Annotated in this window: 12 protein-coding genes; all 12 read left to right on the top strand. The window is 49.5% G+C overall.

Translation table 11 applies throughout. The annotated features are described in order from the left end of the window. Nucleotides 1-31 precede the first annotated feature (31 nt). The 12 genes from spoVE to pgeF all read left to right on the top strand — a co-directional run bounded on the left by spoVE (nucleotide 32) and on the right by pgeF (nucleotide 12455). Nucleotides 32-1129, top strand: a complete 1098-nt coding sequence (gene spoVE, locus AC0WRU_RS16040) for a stage V sporulation protein E (protein ID WP_476125521.1) — start codon at nucleotides 32-34, stop codon at nucleotides 1127-1129. A gap of 6 nt (nucleotides 1130-1135) precedes the next feature. Continuing rightward, nucleotides 1136-2245 carry an undecaprenyldiphospho-muramoylpentapeptide beta-N-acetylglucosaminyltransferase gene (gene murG, locus AC0WRU_RS16035; protein ID WP_476125520.1) on the top strand — a complete coding sequence of 370 codons (1110 nt, stop codon included), beginning with the start codon at nucleotides 1136-1138 and terminating at the stop codon, nucleotides 2243-2245. Between the two features lie 145 nt (nucleotides 2246-2390). Beyond that, complete coding sequence (gene murB / locus AC0WRU_RS16030) at nucleotides 2391-3296, top strand: UDP-N-acetylmuramate dehydrogenase (protein WP_476125519.1); 906 nt, start codon at nucleotides 2391-2393, stop codon at nucleotides 3294-3296. Beyond that, a complete protein-coding gene (gene murA / locus AC0WRU_RS16025) occupies nucleotides 3286-4596 on the top strand; it encodes a UDP-N-acetylglucosamine 1-carboxyvinyltransferase (RefSeq protein WP_476125518.1) in 1311 nt (436 codons plus the stop codon). Before murB ends, murA begins: the two co-directional genes overlap by 11 nt. Before the next feature lie 56 nt (nucleotides 4597-4652). Further along, entirely contained in the window at nucleotides 4653-5417 is a 765-nt protein-coding gene (locus tag AC0WRU_RS16020; protein WP_476125517.1) for a cell division protein FtsQ/DivIB, read from the top strand. Nucleotides 5418-5616: 199 nt separating this feature from the next. Beyond that, the gene (gene ftsA / locus AC0WRU_RS16015) at nucleotides 5617-6888 is read left to right on the top strand and encodes a cell division protein FtsA (RefSeq protein ID WP_134913489.1); all 1272 of its coding nucleotides are present in this window, start codon (nucleotides 5617-5619) and stop codon (nucleotides 6886-6888) included. Nucleotides 6889-6955: 67 nt separating this feature from the next. Beyond that, nucleotides 6956-8080 carry a cell division protein FtsZ gene (gene ftsZ / locus AC0WRU_RS16010; RefSeq protein WP_044649277.1) on the top strand — a complete coding sequence of 375 codons (1125 nt, stop codon included), beginning with the start codon at nucleotides 6956-6958 and terminating at the stop codon, nucleotides 8078-8080. A 233-nt stretch (nucleotides 8081-8313) separates the two neighbouring features. Then, nucleotides 8314-9390, top strand: coding sequence for a sigma-E processing peptidase SpoIIGA (spoIIGA, locus tag AC0WRU_RS16005; protein WP_476125516.1), 1077 nt, complete (start codon nucleotides 8314-8316; stop codon nucleotides 9388-9390). Nucleotide 9391: 1 nt separating this feature from the next. After that, a complete protein-coding gene (gene sigE / locus AC0WRU_RS16000; protein ID WP_014282431.1) occupies nucleotides 9392-10132 on the top strand; it encodes an RNA polymerase sporulation sigma factor SigE in 741 nt (246 codons plus the stop codon). A 96-nt stretch (nucleotides 10133-10228) separates the two neighbouring features. Further along, nucleotides 10229-11011, top strand: a complete 783-nt coding sequence (gene sigG, locus AC0WRU_RS15995) for an RNA polymerase sporulation sigma factor SigG (protein ID WP_007431182.1) — start codon at nucleotides 10229-10231, stop codon at nucleotides 11009-11011. Between the two features lie 124 nt (nucleotides 11012-11135). Next, the gene (locus AC0WRU_RS15990) at nucleotides 11136-11474 is read left to right on the top strand and encodes a YlmC/YmxH family sporulation protein (RefSeq protein ID WP_025684638.1); all 339 of its coding nucleotides are present in this window, start codon (nucleotides 11136-11138) and stop codon (nucleotides 11472-11474) included. A 96-nt stretch (nucleotides 11475-11570) separates the two neighbouring features. Further along, on the top strand, nucleotides 11571-12455 hold the full coding sequence (pgeF, locus tag AC0WRU_RS15985; protein WP_476125515.1) for a peptidoglycan editing factor PgeF: 885 nt from the start codon (nucleotides 11571-11573) through the stop codon (nucleotides 12453-12455). The last annotated feature ends 4 nt before the right edge of the window (nucleotides 12456-12459 follow it).

Genomic DNA, 12459 nt, shown 5'->3' with positions numbered 1-12459 from the left:
CCCCTACTTTTATGCAAGGGGTGGCCTCCTGATGAAGCAATCTCGTCCAGCGCCGGATATATGGCTTTTCGTCTGTATTTTGAGCTTGTTAGCCATCGGCATGGTTATGGTATACAGTGCGGGAGCCGTCCTCGCTTTTCACGAGTACGGGGACTCCTACTATTTTGTAAAGCGGCAATTGCTGTTCGCCGGGCTAGGTCTTGTGGCGATGTACTTCACTGCCCGAACAGACTATCGGATCTGGCAGAAGTATGCCAAGGTCGTACTGCTGATCTGTCTCGCGCTGCTGGTTGCCGTACTCATTCCCGGCATTGGTGTAGTCAGAGGCGGTGCCCGAAGCTGGCTCGGTATCAGCTCTTTTGGCATTCAGCCATCCGAGTTTATGAAGCTGGGCATGATTCTTTTTCTAGCCCGCTGGCTTAGCCGCCAGGATTATGATATTAACTCCTTTACGCGCGGCCTGTTGCCCCCGCTTGGACTCATGGGACTGGCCTTTGGCCTGATTATGCTCCAGCCCGATTTGGGCACAGGCACGGTGATGATGGGGGCGTCCATGCTGATCGTATTTACGGCAGGCGCACGTATGAAGCATCTGGGCCTGCTGGCATTAACGGGAGCGGCCGGATTTGCGGCCCTGATTGCGGCTGCGCCTTATCGGCTCCAGCGGATCACTGCGTTTCTGGACCCATGGTCCGATCCGCTTGGTGCAGGCTATCAGATTATTCAATCGCTGTACGCCATTGGACCTGGTGGGCTGGCAGGCTTGGGGCTCGGCATGAGCCGCCAGAAATACAGCTATGTTCCCGAGCCGCAGACGGACTTTATTTTTTCGATTTTGGCGGAGGAGCTTGGCTTTATCGGTGGAATGACGGTGCTGGCGCTCTTTCTGGTTCTCGTGTGGAGGGGAATGCGCGTCGCTATTACCATTCCGGATACTTACGGCAGTTTGCTCGCTGTGGGCATTGTGGGAATGGTTGCCCTACAGGTGGTCATTAACATAGGTGTCGTAATCGGCTTAATGCCGGTGACAGGAATAACACTGCCCTTAATCAGCTACGGAGGCTCTTCTCTGACGTTGATGCTAACAGCTCTGGGCATTTTACTGAATTTATCACGTTATGCGAGGTGAACGTTTATGCGCGTCGTGTTGAGCGGCGGCGGTACCGGAGGACACATTTATCCGGCGCTCGCCGTAGCCAGACAGTGCGAAGAGATTGATCCGGACGCTGAATTTTTATACATTGGCGGTCAGCGGGGACTGGAAAGCAAGCTGGTTCCCCAGGAAAAAATTCCGTTCGAGGCTATTGATATTACAGGATTTCGTCGCAGCTTGTCTGTGGAAAATATAAAAACGATTATGCGCTTTTTCAAAGGGGTCCGCAGATCCAAAGCATTATTGAAAAAATTCAAGCCTGATATCGTGATCGGCACGGGGGGTTATGTATGCGGCCCTGTCGTCTATGCAGCTTCCAAGTTGGGGATACCCAGCATTATTCATGAGCAAAACGCAATTCCGGGCCTGACCAATGCGTTTCTGAGCCGTTACGTGGATACGGTGGCCGTCAGCTTTGAGGGCTCGGAAGGAGCTTTCCCCAAAGCCAAAAATGTACTGTACACCGGGAATCCGCGCGCTACAACGGTTCGTCAGGCTAACCGGGACCGGGGCTTTGCTACCATCGGGGTTCCAATGAACAGCTCGGTCGTGCTCGTGGTCGGTGGCAGCAGGGGAGCAAAGGCCATCAATGATGCCATGATTGCAATGGCTCCGCAACTTTCGCAACTAAAGGACGTCCATTTTGTATATGTGACTGGTGAATCTTACTATGAGCAAACGTTGGACAGTATACGGAATCAGATCGGCTCACTACCCAATCATCTGCATGTGCTTCCCTATATTCACAATATGCCGGAGGTGCTAGCTTGTACCTCTTTAATCGTTAATCGCGCTGGCGCGTCCTTTTTGGCTGAAATCACATCGTTGGGTATTCCATCGATTTTGATTCCATCTCCCAATGTGACGAACAACCATCAGGAGGCCAATGCCCGTACACTTGAAAAGGCAGGGGCTTCGGTCATGATTGTGGAGAAGGACCTGAATGGTTCGTCCTTGTTTCAATCCATTGCGGGGATTATGGAGGATGAGGCATTGCGCAGCCGAATGGCTGAATCAGCATCTGCGCTTGGCAAGCCTGATTCAGCTGATATTTTAGTAAAAGAAATGGAGCGTCTTGCCCGTAAAAGTTAGACCGCAGCGCAGACTGGGCGGTTGTCACACACCGGATGGTATTGACATAAGATACCCTATACATTGTGACCATCACTCAGGCTGCCGGTTGTCAGGTGAGAGCCTTATAACCATGTGGGGCAAGCAACAAGGAGGTTTCAGTACAATGCAGCAATGGATGCCATTATTAGCGGAGCATGATATCGGAAAAGTGCTGGAGCATGAGCCGCTTTCCAAATATACGACGTGGAAGATTGGAGGTCCGGCGGATGCTCTTGTCATCCCGGATACCAAGGAGCAGCTAGCAACCTTACTGCGGCTGGCTGGCGAGCACGGAATCCCGTGGATGCAGTTGGGACGGGGCTCGAACATGCTCGTTTCCGATAAAGGAATCCGGGGCCTCGTGATCAAGCTGGGACCGGGATTTGATTATGTCCGTTTTGAAGATGAACGGATCGTCGCCGGTGGAGGCGTTTCACTAGTCAAACTGTGTGTCATGGCCAGCAAGCAGGGGCTATCCGGCCTCGAATTTGCGGGAGGTATCCCGGGATCGGTTGGCGGGGCTGTCTACATGAACGCCGGTGCCCATGGGTCTGATGTGTCACAAATATTCCAGTCCGCTGAGATTGTGCTGGATACAGGGGAATTGGCTGTGTATGATGCCGAACAAATGCATTTCAGCTATCGTCACTCTGTGCTGCACGAGCAGCGTGGAATGGTGACAGAGGCGGTGTTTCGGATGAAGCAGGGCGACCGCGAGGAAATTTCGGCGGCTCTTGCGGCCTTCAAAGATCGTCGCAGGCTGACTCAGCCGTTACAGCTGGCTTGTGCGGGAAGCGTGTTTCGCAATCCGCCAGGAGACTATGCGGCCCGACTTATTGAGGGCGCAGGCCTCAAGGGCTTAAAGGCGGGAGGCGCTGAGGTTTCCGTACAGCATGCCAATTTCATTGTAAATACCGGTCAAGCGACAGCAGAGGACGTGCTTACCCTAATGAAGCATATTCAAAGTACAATATCATCTCAAACCGGCATCAAGCTAGTTCCGGAGGTTTTCGTAGTGGGTGAGCGGTAAACTCGGAGGTGATACATTGAACAAATTGGTGATTGAGGGAGGCCGTCCCTTGTCAGGCACCATACGTATCCATGGGGCAAAAAACGCGGCACTGCCTATTCTTGCGGCAAGCTTGCTTGCTCAAGGTAAGGTAGAAATTCGGAATGTGCCTCATCTATTAGACATTAAGGTCATGCTGCACATCCTTGAGAGACTTGGCTGTACATGCCGACATGAAGAGGAAACGGTACACGTGGATACGTCGTCCGTCCGAACGTTCCAGATTCCGGAAGATTTAATGAAGCAGATGCGCTCGTCTATCTTTCTGATGGGACCGCTGCTCGCCAGATATGGAGAAGTCTCCATTTACCAGCCGGGAGGCTGTGCCATAGGCGAGCGCAAAATTGATCTTCACTTGGAGGGCCTGAAGGCTCTTGGAGCGGAGATCGAGGAAAAAGAAGAACAAATTACGTTCCGGGCCCGCAAGCTGACTGGAACGGATATCCATCTGGATTTCCCGAGCGTGGGAGCCACCGAAAATATTATGATGGCCGCTGCGTTGGCCGAAGGACGAACGACGATTACCAATGCAGCGAGGGAACCTGAGATTCAGGATCTTCAAAACTTCCTGAATGCGATGGGGGCTCATATTATCGGAGCGGGGACGGATACGATTACGATTACAGGAGTCAACTCCTTGAATCCTTGTACGTATGAGGTTATTCCCGACCGCATCGTAGCTGGGACCGTTATGATTGCGGCTGCAGCCACGCGTGGAAGTGTGTCGTTGACGCACTGTAATCCCTCACATTTGTCCGCTTTGATTCACGTCCTCAGGCGGGCTGGTGTTCAAATCGGCATCTTGAATGATATAATGACCGTAAGCTGCATGAGCCGCCCCAAAGCGGTGGAGAGGATTGTTACCTCCCCTTACCCGTCTTTTCCGACGGACTTGCAGTCTCAAGTCATGGTTCTGCTTTCTCTGGCAGATGGCTTCAGTGTGATGAAAGAGACGGTCTTCGAAAGCCGATTCAAACATGTGGATGAATTGAATGTGATGGGTGCTGATATTACGGTTGATGCGAATGCCGCCTTTATTCGGGGAGTTCCCCGTCTGTACGGGGCCACGGTAGAGGCTACCGATCTACGCGCAGGGGCTGCGCTGGTTATAGCGGGTCTGGCAGCTCAAGGACTTACCATTGTCGAGCAGGTACACCATATTGACAGAGGGTATGACCGGATCGATCGTCTTTTCCAGGGACTGGGTGCCCGAATGAGCCGTCAGTCTCCGGTGCCGGAGCAACTGGATTTCGTAAATTAATGCCTGTAATGTCCCTCCGTTAGCGGAGGGACCAAAGGCTTTTGTGGAGAGAAGCTATGCCAAACGCTCAAATACCTATTCTTAAACAGAACAGAATGAAGAAAAGAACAAGTCGGAAGATTGCCATCCTGCTCATTTTGTTGTTTATCGTACTGCTTGCTGTTCTCTTTTTCCGTTCCTCGTTAAGCCGGGTTTCTGAAATCCGTTTTGATGGTAATGTATTTTCGACTCGGGAACAGTTGCTTAATCGAAGTGGTCTGGCTATCGGCGATCAGTATTTCGGAGTCAGTTCTTCGGGTATTTCCAATAAGCTGCGAGAGATTCAGTCGATTCAACAAGTAACAGTGGACAAGCAGTTTCCAGGAGTTATTGCTGTTCATATTAAAGAGTATGCTACGGTTGCTTACGAGTTGCAGAGTGATGGGAGTCTGCGGGCCATTCTTGCGAATGGGACAAGCGTAGGCGTGGGCAACAGCGGAATTGCGGTTGAGAAGCCCATTTTGACCAAATGGAAATCGGATGATCCCTACAAAGCAAAGCTGTGTGATGCGTTATCTCGGATTCCGGGGGAATGGACAGCCGACATTTCGGAAATCATTCCCGCGCCGATCCCTTCTTTTCCGGACCGCATAAAAATGTATACACGCTCTCAATTTGAGGTCATTACGACGGTTTCTCTGCTGAGCTCTAAAATCAGCTATTTGAATCAGGTGCTGGAAACAGAAGAGCCCGGTTTGGTCACCATGCTGGAGGCAGACTCCTACGTTCCGTTCAAACAGGACACGAGCGAAGAGGGCCAAGAAAAAGATACTACTCAGTGATGTGAAAAAATGCTAGAATTGATTTTATGGGTAATAGACTTGCCTCCTTCTTTTTTCTTCAAATTTTTATGTGACTGCAACCATAAATTGGCTTCTAAAAAATTTGTAGAAAAAAGAGGGAAAGCATGGAGTATGTTGAATATGTACAGAGTGTGTTCAAAGAACGAAATTCATTTTGGAGTCAGGAGGTGCCACAGACTTGAGCAACAATGACATCATTGTTAGTTTGGACATCGGTACATCCAAAGTTCGGGCTATTATTGGGGAAATGAACAATGGAACCTTTAATATTATTGGAGTTGGATCTGCCGACTCGGAAGGGATTCGCAAAGGTGCAATTGTAGACATCGATCAAACCGTGCAATCAATCCGTAACGCCGTGGATCACGCAGAGCGCATGGTTGGTATTCAAATAACAGAAGTGTATGTGGGGATTTCAGGCAACCATATTGGCCTGCAAAATAGTCATGGCGTTGTAGCCGTGTCCAACGAGGACCGTGAAATCGGTGAGGAGGACATTGAGCGTGTGCTCAAGGCAGCTGAAGTTATTGCAGTACCACCAGAGAGAGAAATTATAGACGTGGTAGCCAAGCAGTATGTCGTGGATGGCCTTGAAGGTATTCAAGACCCTCGCGGTATGATCGGAGTTCGTCTGGAAGTAGAAGCTACGATTGTTACGGGAGGCAAGACGCCGATACATAATCTGTTGCGCTGTGTTGAGAAAGGCGGCTTGAGGATCAAAGATTTGGTGCTGCTGCCTCTGGGTGCTGGACAATTGTCACTTTCGAAGGATGAGAAGGTGATGGGTTCGGTGCTGGTGGATATTGGTGCAGGCTCTACAAATGTTGCTATTTTCCAGGAAGGAACGATTGTTGCTACATCTACACTTCCCATCGGTGGAGAATTTGTAACCAATGACATTGCCTACGGACTGAGAACCCTTACCGATCAAGCCGAAAAAGTAAAGCTTAAATACGGCTGCGCTTGGTATGATGATGCGGCAGCCGATGTGGTCTTTAAAGTGACCCGTATCGGCAGTAATGTCGATAAGGAATTCAATCAGCAGGACTTGGCTGCCATTATTGAGCCGAGGGTGCAGGAAATTTTTCAACTCATTCAGGCGGAAGTTAAGCGCTTGGGTTACACAGAGCTTCCGGGGGGTTATATACTTACCGGAGGCACCGTCTCCATGCCTGGTGTACTTCAGGTGGCACAAAGCGAACTGGCCGCTTCTGTAAGGATTGCCGTACCAGACTTTATCGGTGTAAGGGATCCGGGTTACACAAGCGGAGTCGGCATCTTGCATAATGCTATTCGCTACTATCGCGGAAGATCGACCAGCGTTAGCAGCAGCAGCGGTGGAAGTTCCAAGAAGCCGACCAACCGAACCAAGAGCAGTCCGGCTGCGGAAGGCGAGCAAAAGCAGGGGTTGATTGAACGCTTAAAAAACATGTTCAGTGAGTTTATATAACGTTCATTGCTAATTATGCCAATCATGGACGGGCCATCCATGCACATTGAGGGGGAGATGGAATAGTATGTTGGAATTTGATTTTGAAATGGAGAGCTTGGCTCAAATTAAAGTGATCGGCGTCGGAGGCGGCGGCAGCAATGCGGTTAACCGAATGATCGAAAATGGTGTTCAGGGTGTGGAGTTTATCACCGTCAACACAGATGCTCAGGCGCTTCATTTAGCGAAGTCTGAGCATAAGCTTCAAATTGGTGATAAGCTGACTCGCGGCTTGGGTGCCGGAGCTAATCCGGATGTGGGTAAAAAAGCGGCTGAGGAGTCGCGTGAACTCATTATGAACACACTCAAAGGTGCGGATATGGTATTCGTGACGGCGGGAATGGGTGGCGGTACAGGTACTGGAGCAGCTCCTGTCATTGCTGAAATTGCCAAGGAATGCGGCGCGCTGACTGTAGGCGTTGTAACACGACCATTCACCTTTGAAGGGCGTAAGCGCTCCAATCAAGCCGAGCTGGGCATTGAGGGATTAAAAGAAAAGGTAGACACCTTGATCGTAATCCCGAATGATCGACTGCTTGAAATTGTGGATAAAAAGACCCCAATGCTGGAAGCATTTCGCGAAGCGGACAATGTTCTTCGTCAGGCGGTACAAGGTATTTCTGATTTGATCGCTGTACCGGGTCTGATCAACCTTGACTTTGCTGACGTAAAAACGATCATGACGGAGCGTGGCTCCGCCTTGATGGGGATTGGCGAAGCAACTGGCGAGAATCGGGCGGCTGAAGCAGCACGCAAGGCTATCATGAGTCCGTTGTTGGAAACATCCATTGAAGGCGCACGGGGTGTGATTATGAACATCACTGGCGGCAACAATCTGTCTTTGTACGAAGTGAATGAAGCAGCTGAAATTGTAACCTCGGCTTCCGATCCGGAGGTCAACATGATTTTCGGTGCCATCATTGACGAAGAGTTGAAAGAAGAGATTAAGGTTACCGTCATTGCCACTGGCTTTGAAGGTAAACCAAGCCAACCGGCACCGGGGCGTAAACCGGCAGCCAACCCGGCGGCTCCTGAATCGGCGGAAAAGGGTTCTCCTAACTTGCGTCCGTTCGGCAACACTCAGAGCAGTGATCAGCTCGATATTCCGACATTTTTGCGTAACCGTTCACGCAATAATAACAACGATAACTAGATTGAAATCAGATAGCCCGTATTCTCCTTGGAGATACGGGCTTCTTTCTATTTTTTGCATCTCATATTCGATTCATTAGCCGATTCCAATGTAAGAACTCCATTTTTAACATTTCCTGTGCTTCTCCCCTTTCCGACAAAATTAGTCGGTCACCGTCCCCATCGTTAGACAGACTTTGAACAGCATGACTACTATACTTAAGCCTATCCTGCAAACGCTGGGCGGGTGAATCTTTGGTTGTTTACATCGACTTAATTTTTTTGGCCAATTTGTTCATTGATGCTGTACTGCTGATGGCTACCGCGTGGATGAGAAAAATTCGTCCGGTGTGGTGGCGACTGCTTGCTTCGGCTGTCATCGGTGCGATGTACGTGGTCATGATGTTTGTGCCGGAGCTGTCCTTTTTATTTACATTCCTGATTAAGCTGGCATTATCGGTCATTATGCTGTTGGTGGCTTTTGGGTTTGGCAGCATGCAAAAGTACCTTCGTACGATGGGTGCTTTTTATATGATCAATTTTGTAGCAGCGGGAGGAATTCTGGGGATGCATTATTTACTCCAGAGTACGGGGGAATTGTTTAATGGCATCTGGTACACGACTTCAGGTGGAATGTCCTTTGAGCTGAAAATTGCATTCTGGTTTATTTTATGCACGTTTGGCGGAGTGATGCTTTTCTTTCGTATTGTGCAATCTTCAAAGCAGCGCGCGGAAAGGATGAGTGGATTTCTGGGTGAGGTGCAGGTATGGATCGGGCAGGATCATATTGAGTGTACAGGCTTGTTGGATACGGGTAACCAACTTCATGATCCTTTGACCCGGACACCCGTGATGGTCATGGAGGCTGCCTTGTGGAAGGCATATTTACCCTCTTCCTGGCTCCAAAAGCTATCTGAGGGAAATGCGGATCAACTGGTGATGGAGTTGGGAGACGAATCGTTCAACTGGCAGGATCGAGTTCGTCTCGTTCCCTATCGTGGCATTAATCGTAACCATTCCTTCATGCTCGCACTCAAGCCAGATCGCGTAGAGGTGGTGATGAATGGGGCTCGCTATGTGCATCATCGGGTGTTGATCGGCTTGGATGGGGGGACGTTGTCGGCAGAGGGAAAATATCGCGCAATCATTCATCCGGATGTGACAGCACACGCGGAGGGGGCTGCTGAGCCGGACCAGAAGCAGGAAGCACGCTTTGAAGCGCAGGACGATGGTCGTGGACACACGATCAGGTCTGAAGGCAATCAGGCTATGGCTGTAACGGACGAAGGGACGCAGCGAGATTTTGCACCATTTTCAGAAGGGGGAGAATGACATGCGGGAACAGATGAAATTTAAGATGAAAATCAGATTGACTTTACAGTTGCAATATTATCGTATTTTATTTTTATTTGGGTTGAAAAGTGAAGAGATTTATTATATTGGCGGCAGCGAGGCGCTCCCCCCGCCGCTGACGAGGGATGAGGAAGAGTATTTGCTTGGAAAGCTCTCTTCCGGAGATGCTGCAGTACGGTCCATGTTGATTGAACGGAATTTGCGGCTGGTGGTATACATTGCGCGTAAGTTTGAGAACACAGGAATCAACATTGAGGATCTCGTATCCATAGGGGCGATAGGACTTATCAAGGCAGTTAACACCTTTGATCCCGAGAAAAAAATCAAGCTCGCTACCTATGCTTCCCGGTGCATCGAAAATGAAATTTTAATGTATTTGCGCCGAAATAGTAAAACGAGAACTGAAGTTTCTTTTGACGAGCCTTTGAATATTGATTGGGACGGGAACGAGTTGCTGCTTTCCGACGTGATGGGAACGGAAAATGATACCATTTACCGCAATATCGAGGAACAGGTTGACCGCAAATTATTGCATAAGGCGCTGGATAAGCTGACGGATCGGGAACGTCTGATTATGGAGCTGCGTTTTGGCTTGCAGGACGGGGAAGAGAAGACACAGAAGGATGTTGCTGACCTGTTAGGTATCTCGCAATCCTATATTTCGCGTCTGGAAAAACGTATTATTAAGCGCTTACGGAAAGAATTTAACAAAATGGTATGACGTTTGGGTATATTAGGAAGCGATGGAAACGGCGAATAAAAAAACACCCTCAGGAGATAATGTACATTAATGTTGCTCCTTGGGAGGTAAGACAAGATGACCCGAAACAAAGTGGAAATTTGCGGTGTGGATACCGCCAAACTGCCAGTGCTAACCAATGCGGAAATGCGCGAGCTGTTCACATCACTTCAGCAAAATAATGAACGATCAGCCAGAGAAAAATTGGTTAACGGCAATTTACGGCTCGTCCTAAGTGTGATTCAACGCTTTAACAATCGGGGAGAGTTTGTTGACGATTTGTTTCAGGTAGGATGCATCGGCCTGATGAAGGCGATTGATAATTTTGACCTTTCGCAAAACGTGAAGTTTTCCACTTATGCGGTGCCGATGATTATCGGTGAGATACGCCGGTATTTGCGGGACAACAATCCGATCCGTGTATCCCGTTCGCTGCGAGATATTGCATATAAGGCGCTTCAGGTGCGGGATAGTCTGACAAATCTAAATTCGCGGGAACCGACGATTTTTGAAATTTCTGAGGCGCTGAACGTGCCTAAGGAAGATGTTGTGTTCGCATTAGATGCGATTCAGGACCCGGTTTCGCTGTTCGAGCCGATATATCACGACGGGGGCGACCCAATCTATGTGATGGATCAGATCAGTGATGACAGAAATAAGGACGTCTCATGGATTGAGGAAATCGCTCTGCGGGAAGCGATGCATCGCCTGGGCCAGCGTGAAAAGATGATATTGTCCATGCGTTTTTATGAAGGAAAGACGCAGATGGAGGTTGCCGACGAAATCGGTATCTCTCAAGCCCAGGTTTCGAGATTAGAGAAGTCGGCCATACAGCAAATGCAAAAGCACGTGAAGTCGTAGTCTTAAGGGAAGAGAAGCTTGGAAGGCATACCGACAAAAACGATCCTGCGTGGATCGTTTTTGCGTTTACAGGACATTTTTTGGGTTCTCCCTCTCATATAGTGAAATAAAGGATGTGATACGTGTGAGTGCACCGGAAACGTCGGTAAGGGCCATGAAAATTTCCGAGTTTCAAACAAAGGATGTCATTAACATTGTAGATGGGCGACGATTGGGTCAAATTAGTGATTTGGAGATTGATGTACGACAGGGCAAAATCGAGGCCATTGTTGTCCCTGGCAGCAGCCGTTTTATGGGCTGGTTTGGAGGGGGAAGCGAACTGGTCATTCCCTGGCGCAATATTGTTAAAATTGGCTCGGATGTGGTACTTGTTCGATTGGAGGGATTGCATGAGTCGCAGGGTGATGGTGAGGAAAAATTATATATTGAGCGTCAGGAACGAAATGATCGACGGGGATTTTGAGCAGTGATTTTGAGCTGTAGGAATATGTGCATTTGACAGCTATGTGAAGACACGGCGGCGGCTTTTTGGTACACTGGGCAGTAGAGGTGAAAACGAATGGAACCGTTTGTAGTGAATACCGGAGCAACGGGTGTCGCGTCAACGACAGATGGCGCGCATCCCTTGCCAGAGTTGTTATATATTCAATCCTGGGAGAAACAGGTTCGTGGATTGACAGCAGGTTTTACCGGACGCCATGGCGGCGTCAGTGAAGTGCCTTACGAAAGTCTGAATTGTGCGTTTCATGTAGGGGATGACCCGGAGAAAGTTATTCGCAATCGGCAGCTTATTGCGGAGCAGCTCGGATTTGTGCCTGAAGCCTGGACCTGTGGAGAGCAGGTACACGGTAATCACGTTGCTGTTGTAAAAGCTGCTGACCGCGGGCGCGGCTTTGTGGATCGTGCATCCGCTTTTCAGGATACAGACGGACTGTTGACCAATGTACCAGGCATTTTACTGACATCCTTTTATGCGGATTGCGTGCCGTTATATTTTTGTGATCCGGTGCGGCGTGTGATTGGGCTAGCACATGCGGGCTGGAAAGGAACGGTTGCCGAGATTGCGCTGAAAATGGTGCAAACGATGCAGACCGAATATGGATCGCAGCCGTCCGATTTGCTTGCAGCCATTGGCCCTTCCATTGGTACAAAGTCATACGAGGTGGATGAGCATGTGATGAGCCAAATTCGGGTTTTGGAGCATGGTTGCCCGGGTAATGATAAATGGGAAGGCACTGTCTATTTCCCGTTAGGCGGCGGAAAAACGCTCCTTGACTTGAAACAATGCAATCGACACATTATGATGAAAGCAGGAATATTGCCGAGCCGTATCGAATGTACTACCTTATGCACGAGTAGCCGCAGCGATTTGTTTTTTTCGTATCGCAAGGAAGGCGGCGTCACAGGGAGAATGGCGAGCTGGATTGGTCTGGAAGAGAGGTGAGTCC

It is taken from the genome of Paenibacillus sp. 1-8 (assembly GCF_056316205.1).
The sequence above is the reverse complement of the archived record's forward strand: the minus strand, read 5'-3'. Positions and strand labels throughout refer to the sequence as shown.